The organism is Mycobacterium sp. E2479, assembly GCF_001667925.1.
Lineage (GTDB): Bacteria > Actinomycetota > Actinomycetes > Mycobacteriales > Mycobacteriaceae > Mycobacterium.
In genome coordinates this window covers 32,731-52,584 of record NZ_LZJR01000076.1, presented here as the reverse complement: position 1 = coordinate 52,584, position 19,854 = coordinate 32,731, and the positions used below count along the sequence as shown (strand labels likewise).

18 protein-coding genes and 2 pseudogenes are annotated in these 19,854 nt (G+C 65.9%); 10 read left to right on the top strand and 10 right to left on the bottom strand.

The annotated features are described in order from the left end of the window. Positions 1 to 64: 64 nt before the first annotated feature. Genes A5686_RS10225 through A5686_RS10200 form a run of 6 tightly spaced genes read left to right on the top strand, consistent with a single transcriptional unit; the run spans position 65 to position 7,521 of the window. Positions 65 to 1,267: a cytochrome P450 gene (locus A5686_RS10225; protein ID WP_067933735.1), complete on the top strand. Its 1,203-nt coding sequence runs from the start codon at positions 65 to 67 to the stop codon at positions 1,265 to 1,267. Beyond that, positions 1,267 to 2,103 (top strand): mycofactocin-coupled SDR family oxidoreductase, encoded by an 837-nt coding sequence (locus tag A5686_RS10220; RefSeq protein ID WP_067933733.1) that lies wholly within the window; start codon positions 1,267 to 1,269, stop codon positions 2,101 to 2,103. Before A5686_RS10225 ends, A5686_RS10220 begins: the two co-directional genes overlap by 1 nt. Before the next feature lie 29 nt (positions 2,104 to 2,132). Continuing rightward, complete coding sequence (locus tag A5686_RS10215) at positions 2,133 to 3,101, top strand: enoyl-CoA hydratase/isomerase family protein (RefSeq protein ID WP_067933731.1); 969 nt, start codon at positions 2,133 to 2,135, stop codon at positions 3,099 to 3,101. A 19-nt stretch (positions 3,102 to 3,120) separates the two neighbouring features. Beyond that, the gene (locus tag A5686_RS10210) at positions 3,121 to 5,472 is read left to right on the top strand and encodes a CaiB/BaiF CoA-transferase family protein (RefSeq protein WP_067933729.1); all 2,352 of its coding nucleotides are present in this window, start codon (positions 3,121 to 3,123) and stop codon (positions 5,470 to 5,472) included. Beyond that, positions 5,469 to 6,230: an SDR family NAD(P)-dependent oxidoreductase gene (locus tag A5686_RS10205; RefSeq protein ID WP_067933727.1), complete on the top strand. Its 762-nt coding sequence runs from the start codon at positions 5,469 to 5,471 to the stop codon at positions 6,228 to 6,230. Before A5686_RS10210 ends, A5686_RS10205 begins: the two co-directional genes overlap by 4 nt. Positions 6,231 to 6,243: 13 nt before the next feature. After that, a complete protein-coding gene (locus A5686_RS10200; RefSeq protein ID WP_067933725.1) occupies positions 6,244 to 7,521 on the top strand; it encodes a hypothetical protein in 1,278 nt (425 codons plus the stop codon). Here the strand turns inward: A5686_RS10200 and A5686_RS10195 are convergent. From A5686_RS10195 to A5686_RS10175, 5 genes and pseudogenes are all read right to left on the bottom strand, one after another. Then, a complete protein-coding gene (locus A5686_RS10195) occupies positions 7,518 to 8,879 on the bottom strand; it encodes an HNH endonuclease signature motif containing protein (protein ID WP_067933723.1) in 1,362 nt (453 codons plus the stop codon). The genes A5686_RS10200 and A5686_RS10195 overlap by 4 nt on opposite strands. 75 nt (positions 8,880 to 8,954) lie before the next feature. Next, entirely contained in the window at positions 8,955 to 10,076 is a 1,122-nt protein-coding gene (locus A5686_RS10190) for a Xaa-Pro peptidase family protein (protein ID WP_067933842.1), read from the bottom strand. Continuing rightward, complete coding sequence (locus A5686_RS10185; protein WP_067933721.1) at positions 10,066 to 11,301, bottom strand: Xaa-Pro peptidase family protein; 1,236 nt, start codon at positions 11,299 to 11,301, stop codon at positions 10,066 to 10,068. The genes A5686_RS10190 and A5686_RS10185 overlap by 11 nt, the downstream gene beginning before the upstream one ends. Next, positions 11,298 to 11,474: pseudogene (locus tag A5686_RS10180) on the bottom strand (amidohydrolase family protein); the annotation flags it as partial. The gene A5686_RS10185 and the pseudogene A5686_RS10180, both read right to left, overlap by 4 nt. A 73-nt stretch (positions 11,475 to 11,547) precedes the next feature. Next, on the bottom strand, positions 11,548 to 12,270 hold the full coding sequence (locus A5686_RS10175; RefSeq protein ID WP_067933717.1) for a TetR/AcrR family transcriptional regulator: 723 nt from the start codon (positions 12,268 to 12,270) through the stop codon (positions 11,548 to 11,550). 49 nt (positions 12,271 to 12,319) lie between these two features. Between A5686_RS10175 and A5686_RS10170 the strand changes: the two are divergent. Then, positions 12,320 to 12,622, top strand: a pseudogene (locus A5686_RS10170) (nitroreductase family deazaflavin-dependent oxidoreductase); the annotation flags it as partial. Between the two features lie 66 nt (positions 12,623 to 12,688). Here A5686_RS10170 and A5686_RS10165 read toward each other — a convergent pair. From A5686_RS10165 to A5686_RS10155, 3 genes are all read right to left on the bottom strand, one after another. Beyond that, positions 12,689 to 13,180 carry a DUF2231 domain-containing protein gene (locus A5686_RS10165; RefSeq protein ID WP_067933715.1) on the bottom strand — a complete coding sequence of 164 codons (492 nt, stop codon included), beginning with the start codon at positions 13,178 to 13,180 and terminating at the stop codon, positions 12,689 to 12,691. A 27-nt stretch (positions 13,181 to 13,207) separates the two neighbouring features. Further along, a complete protein-coding gene (locus tag A5686_RS10160) occupies positions 13,208 to 13,819 on the bottom strand; it encodes a hypothetical protein (protein WP_067933713.1) in 612 nt (203 codons plus the stop codon). 117 nt (positions 13,820 to 13,936) lie between these two features. Continuing rightward, complete coding sequence (locus tag A5686_RS10155) at positions 13,937 to 14,746, bottom strand: SigB/SigF/SigG family RNA polymerase sigma factor (RefSeq protein ID WP_067933711.1); 810 nt, start codon at positions 14,744 to 14,746, stop codon at positions 13,937 to 13,939. 1,064 nt (positions 14,747 to 15,810) lie between these two features. On the opposite strand from A5686_RS10155, the gene A5686_RS10150 reads away from it, so the two are divergent. After that, positions 15,811 to 16,596: a heavy metal-binding domain-containing protein gene (locus A5686_RS10150; protein WP_067933709.1), complete on the top strand. Its 786-nt coding sequence runs from the start codon at positions 15,811 to 15,813 to the stop codon at positions 16,594 to 16,596. After that, the gene (locus tag A5686_RS10145) at positions 16,596 to 16,979 is read left to right on the top strand and encodes a DUF5073 family protein (RefSeq protein WP_067933707.1); all 384 of its coding nucleotides are present in this window, start codon (positions 16,596 to 16,598) and stop codon (positions 16,977 to 16,979) included. The genes A5686_RS10150 and A5686_RS10145 overlap by 1 nt, the downstream gene beginning before the upstream one ends. 47 nt (positions 16,980 to 17,026) lie before the next feature. Here the strand turns inward: A5686_RS10145 and A5686_RS10140 are convergent, their stop codons facing one another. Next, positions 17,027 to 17,632 (bottom strand): TetR/AcrR family transcriptional regulator, encoded by a 606-nt coding sequence (locus tag A5686_RS10140; protein ID WP_067933705.1) that lies wholly within the window; start codon positions 17,630 to 17,632, stop codon positions 17,027 to 17,029. A gap of 127 nt (positions 17,633 to 17,759) precedes the next feature. On the opposite strand from A5686_RS10140, the gene A5686_RS10135 reads away from it, so the two are divergent. Then, positions 17,760 to 18,305, top strand: a complete 546-nt coding sequence (locus A5686_RS10135; RefSeq protein ID WP_067933703.1) for a bifunctional 2-polyprenyl-6-hydroxyphenol methylase/3-demethylubiquinol 3-O-methyltransferase UbiG — start codon at positions 17,760 to 17,762, stop codon at positions 18,303 to 18,305. 13 nt (positions 18,306 to 18,318) lie between these two features. Here A5686_RS10135 and A5686_RS10130 read toward each other — a convergent pair whose 3' ends face one another. Then, positions 18,319 to 19,692 carry a DEAD/DEAH box helicase gene (locus A5686_RS10130; RefSeq protein WP_067933841.1) on the bottom strand — a complete coding sequence of 458 codons (1,374 nt, stop codon included), beginning with the start codon at positions 19,690 to 19,692 and terminating at the stop codon, positions 18,319 to 18,321. Positions 19,693 to 19,854 lie beyond the last annotated feature (162 nt).

The window sequence follows — 19,854 nt, the reverse complement described above, 5'->3', positions numbered from 1 at the left end:
TGGCGGCGCTAGCCCTGGTGCAGGTCATGTGGGCAGCTAAAACTGCAGGGGTAGGAGGGATTTCGTGACGGCGAGCACCGATAGCCATGTTCGTTTCGACCCATACGATGTCGGGCTGATTGCCGACCCGTACCCCATGTTCGCGCGATTGCGCGACGAGGCACCGGTTTACTACAACGCCGAATACGACTTTTTTGCGCTCAGCCGCTACGCCGATGTCAGCAAGGCGCTCGTCGACCACGAGACATACAGCTCGGCGCGGGGGGCGATCCTGGAGCTGATCAAGGCCAACCTCGAGATCCCGCCGGGCATGTTGATCTTCGAAGACCCGCCGATCCACGATGTGCATCGCAAACTGTTATCGCGGATGTTCACCCCACGCCGGATCGCCGCGCTCGAACCGATGATCCGCGAATTCTGCGCTCAGCTGCTGGATCCACTGGTGGGCAACGGACACTTCGACTTCGTCACCGACCTCGGTGCGCAGATGCCGATGAAGGTCATCAGCATGCTGCTCGGCATCCCCGAAGACGACCAGGAATACATCCGCGACCGGGGCAACGCGCAGCTGCGCACCGAGGCCGGCAAGCCCATGGATGCTGCCGAGCATGGCCTATCGGTGGGTGAACAGTTCGAGGCGTACATCGACTGGCGCGCCGGACATCCGTCCGACGACATCATGACCGAGCTGCTCAACGTCGAATTCGTGGACGAAACCGGCACCACCCGGCGGCTGTCTCGCGAAGAGATCCTGGTGTACCTCAACGTCGTGGCCGGGGCCGGCAACGAAACGACCACCCGGCTGATCGGTTGGTCCGGAAAGGTTCTCGCCGAGCACCCCGATCAGCGCCGCGACCTCGTCGAGAACCCGACGCTCATCGCGGCGGCCATCGAGGAATTACTGCGGTACGAGCCGCCGGCGCCGCACGTTTCGCGTTACGTGACCCGCGACGTCACCGTGCACGACCAAACCGTGCCCGAAGGCAGCGTGATGATGATGCTTATCGGATCGGCGTGCCGCGACGAAGCCCAGTTCGGCCCCGACGCGGCCGATTTCAACATTCACCGCAGCGTCCGACCGCATCTCACCTTCAGCATGGGAACCCACTTCTGCCTGGGGTCGGCGCTGGCCCGCCTCGAAGGCCGCGTCGCCCTGGAGGAGATTCTGAAGCGATTCCCCGAGTGGGAGGTCGACCTGACCAACGCAGTCCTCAGCCCTACCTCCACGGTCCGGGGCTGGGAGTGCATGCCGGCACTGGTGTCGTGATGACCGGCCGAGTCGAGGGCAAGGTCGCTTTCATCAGCGGAGCCGCGCGCGGTCAGGGCCGCAGTCACGCCGTCCGCCTGGCGCAAGAGGGCGCCGACATCATCGCGATCGACGTCTGCGGGCCGATCGAAAACCTGGCGTACCCACACTCGACGCCCGAAGACCTCACCGAGACTGCGGATCTGGTCAAGAACCTCGACCGGCGCATCGTGACCGCTCAGGTGGACGTCCGCGACTACGACGCGCTGAAGGCCGCCGTCGACAACGGCGTCGAACAGCTCGGGCGTCTCGACATCATCGTCGCCAACGCGGGAATCGGCACCTTTGGCAACAAGCTGCACAAGATCGGCGAGCAGATCTGGCAGGACATGATCGATGTAAACCTTTCCGGCGTCTGGCACACCGTGAAAGCCGGTGTTCCCCACCTCCTCGCCGGTGGACGGGGTGGATCCATCGTGCTGACAGGTTCGGTCGGATCGCACAAGGCCATGGCTTACACCGGCCACTACATCGCCGCCAAACACGGTGTCCTGGGCCTGATGCGGGCATTCGCGGTGGAGCTGGGCCAGCACAGCATCCGGGTGAACTCGGTGCACCCGAGTCAGGTCAACACGCCGATGACCATGAATGACATCACCTTCCGGCTGTTTCGACCGGATCTGGAGAATCCGGGGCCGGAGGATTTCGCGCCGTTCTCGCAAATGACCCACATGATGCCGGTGCCGTGGGTGGAGGCCGTCGACATCAGCAACGCCGTCCTGTTCCTCGCCTCTGACGAATCTCGTTACATCACCGGCGTTTCGCTGCCAGTCGATGCGGGCGCATTGCTCAAATAGGCACTAACTCCCAGTGAAAGAAGAGGCCCATGCCCGAATATGACTACGTAAAGTTGAAGAAGGAAGCCGAGCAGTACATCAAGTTCGAAAAGGATAAGAAGAACCGGATCGCGTACATCACCTTCAACCGGCCGGAGGAGCTCAACTCGACCACGCTGGGCATGCGGCACAATTACGCGGACCTGATCCACAAGTGCAATGTGGACGACGAGGTCAAGGTGGTCGTGATCCGGGGTGAGGGAGAAGATTTCGGCAGCGGCGGCGATCTGCCCGAGCAGCGTCCGATGCTGGAGAACCCCGGTTTGCCGTTGCATCACGAACTCGCGATCAACGACGACGACGTCAAGTACCCGCCGGGCGGTTCGTACCGCTACCTGTCCACAGTGACCGACTTTTACGCCAAGGCGCGGGCCGGAAACCGTCCGCTGCAGGAGCTTCGGAAGATCAGCATCATCGAGGCCAAGGGCTACTGCTACGGGTGGCACTTCTATCAGGCCGGCGACGCCGACCTGGTGATCTCGTCCGATGACGCCCTGTTCGGGCACCCGGCCTTCCGTTACGTGGGCTGGGGACCGCGGCTGTGGTGGTGGGCGGAGACGATGGGCCTGCGCAAGTTCTCCGAGATGCTGTTCACCGGAAGGCCGTTCAGCGCGAAGGAGATGTACGACTGCGGCTTCGTCAACAGTGTGGTGCCACGCGACAAGCTGGAGGCGGAGACCGAGAAGTACGCGCTGGCCTGCTCCAAGTCGCGTCCGACCGACACGGTCGCGGTCCAGAAGACCTTCCTCGAGTTGTACAAGCAGCACAAGGGCGAGTACTTCGGCAGCCTGCTCACCGGCATGGTCGAGGGCATGCTGCCGATGATCCAAAACGATGCGGAAGAGGTCGACCTCACCGAAGGTACTTTCAACAAGGGCCTCAACAACGTGGTCAAGGACAACGACTTGAACTTCCCGCCGGAGTGGCGCCTGAGCCGCTCCGGCCGCGCGAAGCCCTGACAATTTTGGCGAGGCGTGCGTGTCCGCGCTGACGGGTATCAGGGTTGTTGAGTTAGCCGAATCCGTCGCGGGGGAGTACTGCGGGAAGCTGCTTGCCGACTTCGGCGCCGAGGTCATCAAGATCGAGCCGCCGGAGGGCGGCAGCGCGACGCGCGCCATGGCGCCCATCCTCGCCGACGGCTGCGAAGGCAGCGTACTGTTCGCCTACCTCAACACCAACAAACGCTCCGTCGCTCTGGACCTCCGCTCGGCCGCCGACGTCGAGAGGCTACACCGGCTGATCGACACCGCCGACGCGGTCATCGAATGCCGGTCCACGGGCTGGGCCGGGATCCATCCGTCCGTGGTGTTCTGCTCCATCACCCCGTACGGCCTAGGGGTGGCCGCGGAATTCGACAATGCGCGGAGCATCAACGTGTTCCACGCCAGCGGGTGGGGGTACCACACTCCGAGCCACCCTGACCCCGCAAAGCCCCCGCTGCAGGGACCGGGCCGCTTTCTGGGCGACTACGAGGCCGGGCTGGAGGCGGCACTTTGTGTCGCGGCGTCGCTGTGTGGGCGCCTGCACACCGGCCAGGGCGAGTTCATCGACGTCTCCGGGCAGGCCGTGTTGGTCTCACGCGCCGATTGCATCCTGGGCCGCATTGTCACCGGCGAGGTGCCCGCCGCCGGTGCGCGCGACGATTACGATCAGGCCGGGCCGGCGTCGTTCTTCGCCTGCGCGGATGGCTTTGTCTACCTGTACGTGACCAGCGGGGCCCATTGGGCCGGGGTCAAAACCCTGATGGGCCATCCGGAATGGCTCGATGCGTTCGAGGACGACTGGCTGGAGTTCTCCGTCACCGCCGAGAAGGTCACCGCGTTTCAGCGAGGTTTTGCCGCCTGGGTAGCCGGCCTGCCCAAAGAGCAGGCATCGGAAAGGGCCCAGCGGTTCGGCGTGCCGCTGGTGCCCGTGAATAACGCTGTGGATCTGCATCACTCACCACAGTATCGCCATCGCGGCTTCTTCCAACGGGTTCGCCATCCAGTACTCGGTGAAGCGGCGTACCCGACCGTGCCATACGCGTTCAGCGCCTCGCCCGCGCGAATCACCTGTACAGCACCGATTCTCGGCGAGCACACACTGCCGATCATGGGGAGTATCGACACCCCCCGACCACGGCCGGCGGTCAAGTCGGCGCAACACAAGCCACCCAAGACCCCGCGGGGCGGGCCGCTGGAAGGCGTGCGCATCGTCGAGCTCACCAAGGTATGGGCCGGCCCGTATGCCGGAAAGCTACTGGCGATGCTGGGTGCCGAGGTCATCAAGGTCGAGACGGCCGACAGCCCCGAGGAGATGCGCGCCTACGGCGGCGCCGACATCAACCACGCGCCCTACTTCTTGAGCATCAATCCCGAAATCCTCAGCGTGGACCTCGATATCAAGTCCACAGAGGGCATGGCACGGCTGCGCGAGCTAATCGCCCGCAGCGACATCGTCATCAACAACCTGCGGCCGGGCGCCATGGAACGCCAAGGCCTTGGGTATCAACAGCTCACCGAGATCAAACCCGACATCATCTCCGTGTCGATCAAGATGTGGGGCAACGACGGGCCACTGGGTCACCAAACCGGCTATGCGCCATGCTTTGCCGCGTTGGCCGGGCCGGCGTCGCTGGTCGGCTATCCCGGTGGAGCCCCGCTGGGGACCAGCATGCGTTATGGCGACTCGACGGTGGGTGCGGTCGCCGCATACGCCGCCGTGGTGGCACTGCTGCATCGGGAGCTCACTGGCACGGGACAATTCGTCGATGTGTCGGCCGTGGAGACGCTCTCCTCGATGATAGGTGACTGCCTGCTGGAGCAGTCGCTGACGGGGCGACCTCTGGGTCCGGGCGGCAATGCCCACCCGGACATGTGCCCGCACGGCTGCTACCCCTGTGCCGACGGCGCGTGGATCACGCTAGCGGTCGCGAACGATGCCGAATGGCAACGATTGTGCGAGGTACTCGGCGCCGCGGCACTGGCCGACGAACCCCGCTACGCCAACGCCGACGCGCGGCACCGCCACGCCGAAGCCCTCGACGCGGACCTCGCCCGACTCACCCGAGACCAGGACGCCGAGCGGCTGGCGGAACGGCTGCGCGCAGCCGGCGTGCCGGCCGGCAAGAGCGCCTCATCGCTGGATGTGGTTGCCGATCAACGGCTGTGGGATCGTGGGCTGTACCGATTCGTCACCGATCACCGGGAAGGCCAGCGACCGGTGCTGGGGCCGTCCTGGCGGATGGCCCGCTGCCCGGCCCGGATCGAGCGCGGCGCGCCAAACCTGGGCGAAGACACCGACTACGTTCTATACGCGATACTTGGCAAGCAACCGATGGGCGGAACATGACGGTACTGGCGCGCACTGCGGCCCTGGTCACCGGCGCCAGCAGCGGCATCGGTGCGGCAACGGCTCAAGCGTTGGCGGCCCAGGGATCGGCGGTGGCTCTGCTCGCGCGCCGGGCGGACCGGTTGGACGCGCTGAAATCTCGGATCGAATCCGCCGGTGGCACAGCGCTGGCGGTGGCCGCCGACGTGACCGATGCCGAGCAGGTGGCGGCCGCAGTGCGGCGCACCGTTGCCGAGCTCGGGCGCCTGGACATCCTGGTGAACAACGCGGGCCTGATGCAATCGGCACCCGCGAGCAAGGCGTCGCTGCAGGACTGGGACCAGATGGTGTCCGTGAACGTGCAGGGCGTCCTTTACGCCACCCGCGCGGCGCTTCCCCACCTGATCGACGCGGCCGCCGACTCGCCGCGCGGGGTGGCCGACCTTGTCACGATCAGTTCCACCGCCGGCTGGGTGGCCCGGCCGAACACCGCGGTGTACTCACTGACCAAGTTCGGCGTGAACGCCTTCAGCGAGGGCCTTCGCCAAGAGGTGCTCGGCAAGCGGGTCCGGGTCGGGGTGGTGGGCCCCGGAACCGTCGACACCGAAATCTTCAGCCACCTCGCCGAAACGTCACGCGAGGCGTTCGAACGACAGACCGCCGGCATGGTCATGCTGCGGCCCGACGACATCGCGGATGCCGTGTTGTTCATGGTGACGCGTGACCGCCGGGTCGCGGTCAATCACATGTTGGTGCGCTCTGCCGAGCAGACCTGGTAGCGGCGTAGTCTGGGTGATCGGCGACCATTACGGGTTGCCGTTCCCGGCAGACCCCGCGGCGCTCTTCAGCGGGGGAGCGCCGTTTCTGACCGATGCGTTTCGGGCCTCGGGTGTGCTGCGGAAGGACAGCATCGCTCGGATCAGCGACTTCCGAGAGATCAGCGGTGGCAGCACGGGACGCAAGGTTGTGCTGTCGATCGAATACGAGCGGCCCGCAGCGGATCTGCACACCGACCTGTTCGTCAAGTTCTCCCGTGATCTCGACGATCCGGTACGCGATCGCGCCAAGACCAAGATGGAGTCCGAGGTCCGGTTCGCCTCGTTGGCACGTGCGCCGCAATTCCCCATCGCAGTGCCCAGCCCGCAATTCGCGGACTATCACAGGGATAGCGGCACCGGGATTTTGATCACCGAGCGAATCACCTTCGGTGTCAACGGGGTCGAACGCCAATACCACAAGTGCCTCGATTACGAGATGCCGGCGCCGCTGGAGCATTACCGCGCGCTGCTGACCGCGCTGGCACGGCTTGCCGGCGCGCACCGGTCCGGTCGGCTACCCGCGGAACGCACGGCGCACTTTCCGCTGGATGTGCAGGCCGCGACGGTCGGCGACCGACCGTCGCGGTCCATGGACAAATTGGAACGACGGGTGAATCAGCTGATCGAATTCATCGGCACCCATCCTGGCCTGGTGCCCGCCGGCGTGGGCTCGTCCGAGTTTCTGATGCATTTTGCCAATGAGGCGCCACGATTGGCCCGCTCCGAGGATGCGGTTGCGGACCTTTTGGCCGCGGACGCCGACTACGTAGCGCTGTGCCACTGGAATGCCAATGTCGACAATGCGTGGTTCTGGCGTGATGGCGATGGCACTTTGCGCTGCGGCCTGATGGACTGGGGATGCGTCAGCCAGATGAACCTGGGTATGGCGTTGTGGGGGGCCATGTCTGGCGCCGAAACCGAATTGTGGGACGCCCACCTCGACGACTTGCTGGACCTGTTCGTCGCGGAATTTCACAGCTATGGTGGTCCGTGCCTGGAGCCGGACAGACTGCGCCGACACATGTTGTTGTATGCCGCGGTGATGGGTGTGGCCTGGTTGCTAGACGTACCGGCGTTGATACGCAACCGATTCGATGTCGCACCGACCAGCCGGACGGACCGGCGGATCAGGGACGACGAGCGCGTGCGCGCGCCGCTGCAGATGTTGTCGAACCTGCTGCTGCTGTGGCAGCGAAACCCGGTGGGCGACCTACTTGACGAGGCACTGGGGGAGGAAGGGCGTGTCGCCTAAGGCCCCTCGTCGTCTCGGTCGTGCAGCAGCTTTTCTGGATGATGAAACAGGTTGACGCGTGGCCTTCCTCGGTCCAGGTGCGGGGGCGGCAGCCATTCGGTGTCACCCCTGGCGTTCTTGCGGGTGGTCCAGCCGCCGGGTCGCAGGAGGCGGTGCTGGGGGCCGCAGGCAAAAGTGAGGTCGTTGACGTCGGTGGTGTGGCACCTGGACCAGTCGGTGACGTGGTGAACCTCGCAGTAGTAGCCGGATGTGGTGCAGCCCGGGGCCGAACAACCACGATCCTTCGCGTACAGGACGATTCGCTGGCTCGGTGACGCCAGGCGTTTGGTGTGATACAGCGCCAGTGCCTTGCCCTTCTCGAAGATCGCCAAATAGTGATGTGCGTGCCGGGCCAGGCGGATCACGTCGCTCATCGGCAAGAGGGTGCCCCCACCCGTCAATCCATGCCCCGCGGTGGATTCCAACTCGGCCAGTGTCGTGGTGACGATGATCGAGGTCGGTAAGCCGTTGTGCTGCCCGAGCTCGCCCGACGCGAGTAGACCTCTGAGCGCAGCGTTGAGCGCGTCGTGGTTGCGTTGGGCACCGCTGCGGGAATCCTTTTCGATGGTCTCCTCACTCGGAGATCCCTGCGCGCAGGGGCTTTCGTCATTGGGATTGCACATGCCGGGGGCGGCGAGTTTGGCCAAGACGGCTTCGACGGTGGCGCGCGCTTCGGGGGTTAGCCAGCCGCGCAGCTGCGACATGCCGTCGGCTTGCTGGTTGCCCAGGGTCAGGCCGCGCTGGCGGGCGCGGTCCTCGTCACTGTAGTTGCCGTCGGGGTTGAGGCAGTCCGCCAAGATGGTGGCCAGCTCGTGAAGCTGTTCGGGCCGATACCGGGTGCCTTCGGTGGCGAGTTTGGCCTCCGCGTGCTCGCGGGTGGCAGCATCTATCCAGCCGGGCAACTGGTGGTAGAACTTGCGGATCACCGAGACCTGTCCGGTGCCGAGTGTGCCGCGGCGTTGGGCGGCCGCGGTGGCGGTCAGGGCCGGTGCCACGGGTTCGCCGGTAAGGCCATGGCGCGGGCCCAGATCCCGCGCCTCCTTGATGCGGCGGGTCGCTTCGGCGCGGCTGATCAGCGTCGCCTCTGCTATCGCATGCGGCAGCGTACCGCCGAGATCTTGCGGCGTCGCCTGGCGGGCAAGGTTATTGATGAGCGGATACTCGATGGCCGGCAATCGGCGGCGCACCTTCTCGCAGCGCTCCAGCATCGCCAACTGTTCGCGGGTGGCCAGCGCGTCACAGTCATAAGCGATCAGATCGTCAACGGCAGCATCGATGGTCTCAAAAGCCGCCGCCAAGGCCTCCCGATCTACGCTCACACCTCGAAGCTAGCGGAGCCTACCGACAAAAAGCGCCACCCTGATGCCAGTGAAGCCACAGTGGCACAAGTGATTTCAGTGGGCCCAGGACGGGCTGGTGGTCAGTACCTCGACGCCATTGTCGGTGATATGCACCGTGTCTCGACGGAACACCGCGCCGACGCCCTGCTGCCACACATACGCGGTGAGCGCCAACACCATCCCGGCGTCGAGTCGGTTGTGTTCGCCTGCGGCCAAGAGCGCTTCGGACACTACCGGCGGATCGAACCCCAGGCCCAGGCCGTGCGCGACCGGCATGGCCGGGATCGGTTCACCCGCCGCGTCATACGCGGCAAGCAGATCGCGGGTGTCCGCGCCTGCCCGGCAGGCGGCAAGCATCCTGGCGTACAACCGATCCGAGCGCTCGAAGAGCTCGCGGGCCTCGGCGGTGACGCTAGCACCGGCCGGCCAGGTTCGGCCGACCTCGGCGACGTAGCCATTGGCCAGGGCGCCGGCGGCAAAGGCCACGAGGTCGCCCGACCCGACCTCGTGCGCGGCAGCGCACCGCCCCGGCTGTTCTCGCGACGTCACCCACGCGGCGTCCTGGGTGGCGGGCGTGCTCACCCCACCCGCGGCCATGGCCTCCATCATCACCCCGGCCAGCGTCCGCTCCGAAACACCCGGCGCCAATTCGCCCAGCGCGGTGGCCAGTCCGTGTTCGGCGACACGCAATGCCTGATCCATCGCCGCGATTTCATCGGCCGTCTTGATGCGCCGCGCCGCACGCATCGCAGGCTCGGCGTCGACCAGCTCGGCATTGGGAAACGCGTCGGGTAACAGTGCGGCGAAAGTCGGTGTGATCGCGTCGGTTCCGACCCGCCGGGCCGACTCGGCTCCGTCGATCTTCTTCAGGACGTCGATGAGCGTTATCGGGTTCCAGGCCAGCCCATACAGGTGATCGCGACCGATCTCCTCCGGAACACCCTCATCGTCGGTGCTGTTGAGGTAGATGTCTCCGGTGGCGCGCACCAGCACACACATCGGACCGAAGGGCCGGGTGCCGGCGATCCACAGCTGCGGGGCGCCGGTGACGTAACGGATGTTGGCCTGCCGGCCCAGCACCAGGATGTCGAGGCCGTGCCGCTCCATCTGGACCAGCGCCCGTTCGCGACGGCCCGAACGCAAAGCGCGCGCGTCGGGCAGGACCTCAGTCACCATAGGGGGTATAGGGGTAGTCGGTAATCGGTGTGTAGCCCTCTTCGGTGATCACCACGATCTCCTCGCTGCGATAGCCTCCGGTGCCGTCCTCCCACACCACGGGTTCCAGCACCAGAACCATGCCGGGCGGAAAGACGAAGTTGTCGTCGAACTCCTCGCCGAGATCCGTTCCGATCATCGGAGCTTCGGCGGGGTAGGTACCGATCCCGTGGCCCAGGTACAAGTGCGGCAGCCATGGTTTGCGGCCGCCGTTTGCCGCGATCGCCGCGCGCGCCAAGTCACCCGAGGTCACGCCGGCTTTGGTGACCGCGAGCGTGGCGTCCAAAATCGCGCGCCACCGCCGGAATTGGTCTTGCTGTCTCGGGGTGGGTGACTCGCCGACAATCCAGGTGCGCCCGAAGTCTGAGCAGTAGCCGTGGTAGGTGATGCTGATATCGGTCCACAACACATCGCCGGTGGCCAGTTCCCGAGCGGTCGGGAGCAGCGGCAGCGCGAGATCACCGTGCGTCGTCCACACCCCCTCCTCCCGCGAAATCGGCATCACCTGCCAGATCGCCTCCAGCATGTTGGTGGTGGCGCCGAGTTCGAACGCGCGCCGGACGAAGGTGGCCGAAAGATCGATCTGTCGCACGCCGGGCCTCAGTGCCTGCTGCACATCGACGATCGCTTGTTCGGTGATGCGAGCCGCCGTGCGCAGACACGACAACTCGTCGCGGGTCTTCACCAATTGCGCGGCGCCGAGCACGATCGCCGCATCCGTCGGGGGCCCCGCGGGGAATAGCGTGGCCGCCGCCCGCCGCATGGCACCCGTGAGTTCGTCGACGGCGATGTGTGCTCCCGGCCGGACGATACCGGACAGCGTCCGCGCGAAATCACGGACACCATAGTCGGATTCGAGGTAAGCGGGGCCATGCAGATGGTCGTCCGGCACGGGATACTCCGCCGACGCCCCGCTGCGGAACGGCATGAACAGGTGCGGATGTACGTCCTCGGCGAGCACGACGGCGACTGGGCGCTCCACGTGTGACAGGCCCGCGTCCAGCAGCGGCCAGCTGGCGCCCGTCGCGTATCCGACGTAGCCGTTCATCAGCAAGATCAGCGCGTCGACACCGTGTTCGGCCATCGCGGACCGCAGCCGCGCTGCGGTCTCGGTGCGCATGCGGGCCCAGTCCGGCTCATCGGGGATGTCGAGCGCGCAGGGGTGGGCGGTCAGTGAGTTCGTCATGCGGAGATTCCCAGGAACTTCCTGATATTGTCGCCGACAACCCGAACGGCATCGTCGGGGCCGACGGCGTCGACCACCGCGGCGAGCGACCTCTCCGAATAGCCGAAAGTGCTTTCGTTGTGCGGGTAATCGGAGGACCACATCAGCTTGTCGATTCCGATCTCGTCGATCTGGCACATACGAACGGGCAGCCGGGCGCCCGCGTCATCGGAAACCCCGGGATATCGGTGGCTGTGGATCCTTCGGTCACCGTGCTCCTCGGTGGTCAACCTGCGCGGTCGCTTGTACTGGTTCGCCGCCGGCCGCCCCCACGTGGACCGGCGCGCGCCACAGACCGACGATCGCGTCGATCAGGCCTTCGGCGGCGACGGGCCACGCCGAACGCGACCGCGGTCCGTGCTCCGCCAGTGCGCCTTCGTGTTCCGCACACGTGTGCATGAGCAGGTTGCGGACCATCACCATTCGTTCGGCGCGCACTCGCTTGGGCAGCTCCGGCAGGCAGCGGTTGATGCCGTCAAGCGTCCGCACCAGCAACGGCGACGCCAGCGCGTCTTTGGTGACCACATGGCGGTACGTCGGATCGGCCATGGCCTGCGCGGCGAACCGCGCGTACCAGGTCGGGGTGCCCAGCGCGGACAGGTGATCGGTCAACGGGCGCACCAACGCGCCGACCCAGTCTCGTAGCTCGGCCGAATCGCCGATGGCGGCTAACATCTGGGCACGCAGCTCCTCGATAGGCTCGCGATGCTTGCTATCGATAGCGCGGAGCAGGTCGACTCTGGTGCCGAAGTGGTAGCACGCCGCGGCATTGTTGCCCTGTCCGGCCGCTTCGCTTATCTGCCGGTTCGACACGGCGTACATCCCGCGTTCGGCGAAAAGCACCTCGGCAGCAGACAAGATGGCCTCTCTGGTGCCCGTCGACCGGTCGGAGCGGGCGGCGCGCTCGGCAGTCATCGCCTCAGTGAACACCTAGCGTCAGATTAAATCAAGCAATTTATTTTTCCCGCTAAGGCGGGACTCGAGTGGGCAGCAATGCGTCCCGTTCCACGAGGGCCTGCTGTCGGTCGGATCCAACAGGGGGCACGCGCGCCACCCGTCCTGGTCGGCGAATCTTAAAGCGGTGCAACGGGTCACCGTGCGCCGTCATGGCCACCCGTTCGCGGCGACGGTGCAACTGCCGGGTGGCGCGGAGCGTGACCAAGCGTGGGAGGATGCGCTGGCGTCCTGGCCGAATTATCGGCTCGCCCAGGAATTCGCCGGCGGGCGCCGGTTTCGGCTCTTTCTTCTCACGCCGACCGCCCTATTCGCAGAATGTGGTTAGCGCGCAACAGGTACTCCGGCCAAGCGTGCGGCCACGCATCGAAGGGTTTTGCCGCGGGCGGCGTAGTCAACCCGCATGGTTGTTCGTCAGGTGCGCAATCGCGGTGCCCCAGACCGATTTCGCACCGGCGTCGCCCACGCGGTAGATCTGGACCATCGACGAGACTCCCACCGCCAGCACCAATATCGCGACGAGTAACCGGGTAGCGGCGCGGGTCTTGCCGGATCGGCGTTCGATCAGTCCCACCACGACCAGCACGACGGCGGCGGCCAGCAGTGCGGCGGAGAAATAGGACATCAGGCTGCCCCGCTCGGCGTGCTCGCGCAGGATCGGGCTGGGATTCGTTCGCAAGCCGTAGAGCCAGCCGCCGGCGTTGATGGTGATGGGTGTCAATACCATCGTGGCCGCGGCCAGGAGCAGCGTGAGCCACATCAGCTGCCCGCGCCGGGCCGCCGGCCAGAGCCCGCAAACGATTTCCAGCAGGGCGGTTAGCGGCACCAGCACCAACACGAAATGCAGCAGTAGTGCATGGGCCGGCATGCCGTTGATGACGTTCATGGCATCCCCGAAGCGGTGGCGCAGCGCCTAGCCGCCGAGTCCCTTCTTGATGGCCGCATCTTGCTTTTGGCCAACATCGTTGACGAAGTCCGGCGGGGCCAGCGTGTCGCTCGGCCCGTCGAATTGCAGCGTGGCAAAGGCCTTGCCCTCGGTGAAGAGCAGGATCACCACCCCCTTGCTGCGGTCCGGGGCATTGCCCATCAACGTCGTTCCGCCACTGCCAATGGTCGACGGTTGCGTCGTGGGATCTTTGATTACACCGCCCTGTTGACCCTTCGCTGTGTTCAACGCGTTCGTCGCATCCTCGGGATCGTCATAAACGGCGATGGTCACCTTGATCGCGTGGCTACCATCGTCGTCCTTGAAGGTGGTGGCCACGCCCGGCTGGCCGTTGGGATTGTCGGTCGGGGGCCCGGCGGTGAAGGGGACCGGGGCATTGATGTCACTGGGCTGGATGAGCAGCTTGGCGTATCCGTTGGGCTGCGCGGGCGCCGATGACGCCGGCGCGGAGCTGGTGGTCGAGATTGCCGAGGTGGCCGAACCCGACTTCGACGACTTGTTGCTGCCGCAGCCGGTCACCGACACCGCCAGTGCCGCCGTCACTGCGACGCCTGCGGCCACCGTTCGCGACATCCTCATCGAATCCAGCTCCCTTCCAGGTCTTCCTGGCGACAACTTCGGGTTGCCCCGTTTCAGTCGCACAGTACAGGGCTGCGCGGCAGGATATGCCACGCAGCGCCTAGTGGGAACCAGTGCCTACTCGAGACGATCGCGCAGCGAGCTCAGCGTGTTCGCCAGGATGCGGGACACCTGCATCTGCGACACGCCGATCCGCTCCGCGATCTGGCTCTGGGTCATGGATTCGAAGAACCGCATGCGCAAGACCTCGCGTTCACGCTGCGGGAGGGTGGCAACCAAGACCCGCAGCGCTTCCCGGTTGGTGATGTGTTCGATCTGTGGATCGATGTCGCCGACCGAGTCGGCCACCGAGCGGGGCGTTCCGGAGCTGTCCGCGCCGAGCGGCGCATCGAGGGAGTCGAGCCGGTAGGCGTCGCCCGCGACGAGGCACTCGACGATCTCCTCGCGCGGAACCTCGAGCACCTGGGACAGCTCGCCCGCGGTGGGTGCGCGCCCGAGCTGCTGGGACAGTTCAGCGGTCGTCCTGCTGATCTGCACGTGCAGCTCGCGCAGCCGCCGCGGCACGCGCATGCCCCAGCTGTAGTCGCGGAAGTAACGCCGGACCTCGCCCATCATGGTGGGCACGGCGAAACCGATGAAGCTCGGCCCTTTCGCGGGGTCGAATCGGTTGACGGCGTTCATCAGCCCCAGCCGCGCGACCTGAATCAGGTCCTCGAGGCCTTCGCCCCGACGGGCGAAGTGACTGGCCACGTGATCTGCCAGCGGCAGGCATCGTGACACGATGCGTTCGCGCTGGTGGGCGTACTCGTTCGATTCGGCGGGCAACTGCTGCAGTACCAAGAACATTTCGACGACATCGTCGTAGGAATCGTCCGTCCTGGCGGTGGGTGGTGGGGCTGGCCGCGTTGCAGAAATTACAGTGGTCATCGGCTGGCGCACCCTACGTTCGCTCGATGAATCCGGTAAACGGTTGCGGCAGAACAAGTTTGCATGCTGACTCTCTCCTAGAGTCGTATGCAGTGGGCGGTTGCAGTCACACGCAATTCTCGCCCCTACTGCATATCGATCCGCCGGACGGTCGATTGGCCGACGCACGAAGGAGCAGGAACTGACTGGGGCTGATTCGCCGGAGCCATATCAAACTCAGTAGCCGTGCGGCTGACTGGACCGCTTTGAGCTAAACGGCGACGCATCCATAACGGACTTCATTGCAGACTATACCCCCCTGCCCCCTGCCCGGCGACCGCGTAGGTTAATAGCTTCATATGAATTCTGAACAATTTCCGCGGTGTACAAGTGGGGGGTAGCTAAGCCCGCGGGCCCGGGAGTTAGGGCAGTCGTGGACGCGCCATATCATAGTCGAGCTGGGGCGTTGCGGTCCACGCCGCGGCCAAGGACGTCACGGCGGGCACTGTGGCAAACACATTTCGCTGGGTTGCGATGGATCTCGACGATGCAGACGCAACCACCGATTTCCAGCGGGCGCAACCGTCGAGGCGCTTACCCGCCCGGGCCGCGGCGGCGACGGCGGGCCGGGCGCGCCGATCGGTGCAAAGGGGCATTCCGCCCAATCACCCGGTGTCCGTTTGCTCGATACGGTGAGATCCGCTACGCGGCATCCATCTCGCCGGCGATTTGTCGCGTGCTGTAAGAAGGTCGAATCCTCGGTTGCGGCAGACGGTTTCGTCGGTCGCCTCGACCACCAAACACCGCACTAATGCGCTACCGCGATCACCACGCAGCCGGACCGTGGTCGGTGCCCGACATTCACCACCTGATCTGTAGCACAGTGAAGCACCGCCCTGGGGCGCCGGCAAACTATTGACCGGCCGCGTCCTAGGCCGGGCGGCCCGGTGATCGCAAGGTCATGACGAGGTGCGCCGCGGACGGTCGGTGCCGACCGAGCTTCCCGGTAAAATCGCACGTTATGCGTATGCGTGGCGCTCGCGGGACCTACGCTATCCAGGCCAACCGCAGGAGGGTCTTCCACGATGCAACCGAACCCGCTTGATCCGATCGCCAGCGAACGACTCTCCCACGCGGGTGAGGTATTCACGTCCGACCTGTCGATCAATGAGTTCGCTCTGCTGCACGGGGCCGGATTCGAACCCATCGAGCTGGTGATGGGGGTTTCGGTCTACCACGTGGGCTATCAGTTCACCGGGATCAGGCAACAATCCGAACTTCCCGTGCTCACCGACGCGACCTACCGCGCCCGCTGGAACGCGATGTCACGAATGCAGGCCGAGGCCGACGCGCTGGGTGCTGACGGGGTAGTGGGCTTTCGCCTCGAATGGCGCCACCAGGGTGAGGGCGAGCACCTCGAGTTCATCGCCGTGGGCACTGCGGTGCGGTACGTGGAGAAGCCCGGCTCGTATCGGCGTCCCAACGGACAGGCCTTCACCAGCCACCTGTCCGGTCAGGATCTGACGACCCTCTTGCGGACCGGGTTCGCCCCGGTCGCTTTCGTGATGGGCAACTGTGTGTTTCACATTGCCGTGCAAGGCTTCTTGCGCACCCTCGGTCAAGTGGGACGCAACGCGGAGATGCCGCAGTGGACCCAAGGCAGCTACCAAGCTCGGGAACTCGCGATGGCGCGCATGCAAACTGAAGCGGAACGCGACGGCGGCAACGGCGTCGTCGGGGTGCACTTTGCCATCTCGAATTATGCGTGGGGACATCACACGGTCGAGTTCTATGTCGCCGGGACGGCGGTGCGCCGTGGGGGTGAACCGCAAAGGCTGACACCGTCGTTCGTGCTGCCCATGAGCGATTGATGGCGAGCTTCGATCCCGAGCGAGTCAGTCGGGCGGTTGGGGGCGCATTGGCCGGTCCCGGGGGAGTTGCACTGGTACTGAAGGTTTTCGGTGGCGTTCCGGGAGTGACGACGATTCCCGCGCGGCGGGGCTTTTTCCGGTCGCAGCCCGAACAGATCCTCATCGGCGACTGGCGATACGAGATCACCCCCGCCGGCCACGTAAGCGCCGCCCACGTCGTGAAAGGCATTGTCCTGGCCGAGGAAGTGCTCGCGGTGGGTGCCGTCGCACCGCACCTAGCCCGCGCGCTGGGGCAGGTGGTGAATCATTACGGGCCGACGATCCTCGCCGACGTCGAGGCCGCTGTCGAAGCGCTCGAAGCCGGATCCGGCCCGGTCGCCTGACGCGATCGAGCCTTGCGCATCCGAGGCTCGGCGCAGTACGGCAACCTTCACGCCACCGATGCGCCCAGGATGAGGTTGACCGCCTCGTCGAGCTGTCCGGAGATCTCGGCGAAGCTGACGAACCGGGCGGTCATCAGCGCGCCGGAGAAGGTCATCTGCAGCGTGGATTTCACGGCTCGCGGCCAACCCGGACCCAGCGCGGCGCCGATCCTCTTGGCCACCTCTTCGCCGATCTGCTCCCGCAGCGGTGCGACCGCCGGATCGTCGGCCATCAAGGCGGCGCCGCAGGCGGCGGTCAGCTCCGGCTCATCGGCGACGACGACCGCCATGTCGCGCAGCGTGGCGCTGACCCGGGTCTTGGTCGTGTCGTTGACATCGATATGTAGCGGCAAGTCGCGCAGAAAGCGCAGATACACCGCCGCGACGAGCGCGCTCTTGGACGGAAAGTAGGTGTAGGCACTAGCCGGCGATACCCCGGCGCGAGTCGCGACCGCGCGCATCGTGAGGTTCGCGTACGAAGATTCCCGCAGTTCCGCCAGCCCGGCATCGAGCACCTTGCGAATGGTCTGCCCGGGCCGACGATCCGATCGGCGAGCCGTGCCCGCGCCGCTCGCTTCACCGCCAACGGCCGGGAACGACGCGTCTCTAGACACTCGTCCAGTGTAGAAACGTGTCTCGCCGCCACGCTCCGAGCGGCCGCGTAACGAGGTCGCCGCTTACAGACAGATGTCTAGAAAAAGGCCGACCGCGGGCGCTCGGAGGGGTTCTAGAGTGGCGCCCATGAGCGAAACGGACCGGCATCGCTGGGACGAACGGTACGCGGCGAAGGGGCCGCCACCATTGAGTTCGGTTGGGCCGCCCTCCGTTTTCGCGCGCCATGCGGACCTGTTTCCCACGGCCGGCAGGGCTCTCGATCTCGCCTGCGGACAAGGGACCGGCTCGGTATGGCTGGCCGCACGCGGTCTGCAGGTGGTCGGATTGGACGTCTCCCCGGTGGCCATCGGCCAGGCGCGGGAATTGGCCCAGCGCGCGGCGGTGGCCGACCGCTGCCGTTTCGCGGTCGTCGATTTCGATGGCGGTCTACCGGCAGGGACGCCGGTCGATGTGGTCGTCTGCTGTAAGTTCCGGGACCCGCGCCTCGACCGGACTATCATCGAGCGGCTGGCGCCGGGTGGGCTGCTCGCGATCGCCGCACTAAGTGAGGTCGGGCCCGGTCCCGGCGCTTTCCGCGCCGCGGCCGGCGAATTGCCCGCCGCCTTCGCCGGCCTGGACTTGATCGACGCAGACGAAGGCGACGGTCAGGCGTGGCTGCTGGCCCGGCGCTGAAGCGGCCGGTGGGTTAGCCGGCACCGCCTTGCGCACGGCTCGCGCGGCGGCGTTCCGGCCGGCGCCCAGGCGCACCGCTACGGTGCGATATCGCCGATTCGGTCGGTGTGGGATTGGTCCTCGGCGACCGGCCGGTCCGGCGACGCCGCTGGCCGCCGGTGTTGGTGCGATGCTGCGCGGGCGTGCGCGCCGGCGCCGCGGCGGGTGCAGGAGCCCGGTAGGGCGCTACCTCGCCTACGAGCGCTTGCACCGCCTCGGAGGTGGCGGTCACCTGCTGAGGGGCGACCGTGATGCCGGCCTTGCGCATCAGCAGCTGGGTGTCGCGGCGCTGCTCGGGCAGCACCACGGTGACGACGTCACCTGCACTTCCCGCCCGCGCCGTGCGCCCCGAGCGGTGCAGGTAGGACTTGTGCTCACTGGGTGGGTCGATGTGCACGACGAGCTTGACCTGGTCGACATGGACGCCGCGCGCAGCGATATCGGTCGCCACCAGGACCCGGGCGCCACCCGAAGCGAACATCGCAAGGTTGCGCTCGCGTGCGGGCTGAGACAGGTTGCCGTGCAAGTCAACTGACGGAACACCAGCTTCGGTGAGCTGCCTGGCAAGCTTGCGCGCTTGGTGCTTGGTGCGCATGAACAGAATCCGCCGACCGGTGCCGGAGGCGAGCCGGTGTACCACCTCTTTCTTGGCGTCGGCATTGGCCACGTGGAAGACGTGATGGGTCATCTCCGATACCGGCGAGTTGGCCTCGTCGACCGAGTGCAGCACCTCGTTTCGGAGGAATCGCCGCACGAGCTTGTCGACGCCGTTGTCCAGGGTGGCCGAAAACAGCAGCCGCTGGCCGCCGTTCGGGGTAGCGGCCAGGATTCGGGTGACGCCGGGTAGGAAGCCGAGATCGGCCATGTGATCGGCCTCGTCGATGACGGTGATCTCGACGGCATCCAGGCTGATCAACCGCTGCTTCATCAAATCCTCGAGCCGGCCCGGACAGGCCACCACGATGTCGACGCCGGACTTCAGCGCAGCGACCTGACGGCTTTGTGAGACGCCGCCGAAGATTGTGGTGATCCGCAGGCCGCAGGCCGTCGCCAGCGGCTCGAGTGTCGCTGTGATCTGCGTCGCCAGCTCCCGGGTGGGCGCCAGCACCAGGCCCGAGGGCCGCGATCGGTGCCGGCTTCCCTCTGACAGCCGGCTGACGAGCGGGATCGAGAAGGCCAGGGTCTTGCCGCTGCCGGTCTTTCCGCGACCGAGCACGTCCCGACCGGCCAGGGTGTCGGGCAGGGTCTTGACCTGAATCGGAAATGGTTGGGCAATGCCGCGTTCAGCGAGCGCGTCGACCAGGTGAGCGCGCACGCCGAGTTCGGCGAAGGTGTTGCTGGTAGTCACTTTTCGGTGCCTTTCAGGCATCGGTGGCGCCATGCCGCAAACGAAAACGTCGCGCGGCATCGGCACGAAGGTGGCGAGATTGCCGGATGGCAAAATCGATCGCCGCGAGACAAGCTAGTGCGGGATGCACGGGTCATCTTGGTGACGAGTTCGACGTTCTTC

What these genes read in the sequence shown, in the direction of transcription:
- A5686_RS10150 (WP_067933709.1), top strand. Translation starts at nt 15,811, where the DNA reads ATGCAACCGAACCCGCTTGATCCGATCGCCAGCGAACGACTCTCCCAC.
- A5686_RS10155 (WP_067933711.1), bottom strand. Translation starts at nt 14,746, where the DNA reads ATGACCACTGTAATTTCTGCAACGCGGCCAGCCCCACCACCCACCGCC.
- A5686_RS10160 (WP_067933713.1), bottom strand. Translation starts at nt 13,819, where the DNA reads ATGAGGATGTCGCGAACGGTGGCCGCAGGCGTCGCAGTGACGGCGGCA.
- A5686_RS10215 (WP_067933731.1), top strand. Translation starts at nt 2,133, where the DNA reads ATGCCCGAATATGACTACGTAAAGTTGAAGAAGGAAGCCGAGCAGTAC.
- A5686_RS10135 (WP_067933703.1), top strand. Translation starts at nt 17,760, where the DNA reads ATGAGCGAAACGGACCGGCATCGCTGGGACGAACGGTACGCGGCGAAG.
- A5686_RS10165 (WP_067933715.1), bottom strand. Translation starts at nt 13,180, where the DNA reads ATGAACGTCATCAACGGCATGCCGGCCCATGCACTACTGCTGCATTTC.
- A5686_RS10220 (WP_067933733.1), top strand. Translation starts at nt 1,267, where the DNA reads ATGACCGGCCGAGTCGAGGGCAAGGTCGCTTTCATCAGCGGAGCCGCG.
- A5686_RS10145 (WP_067933707.1), top strand. Translation starts at nt 16,596, where the DNA reads ATGGCGAGCTTCGATCCCGAGCGAGTCAGTCGGGCGGTTGGGGGCGCA.
- A5686_RS10205 (WP_067933727.1), top strand. Translation starts at nt 5,469, where the DNA reads ATGACGGTACTGGCGCGCACTGCGGCCCTGGTCACCGGCGCCAGCAGC.
- A5686_RS10185 (WP_067933721.1), bottom strand. Translation starts at nt 11,301, where the DNA reads ATGACGAACTCACTGACCGCCCACCCCTGCGCGCTCGACATCCCCGAT.
- A5686_RS10190 (WP_067933842.1), bottom strand. Translation starts at nt 10,076, where the DNA reads ATGGTGACTGAGGTCCTGCCCGACGCGCGCGCTTTGCGTTCGGGCCGT.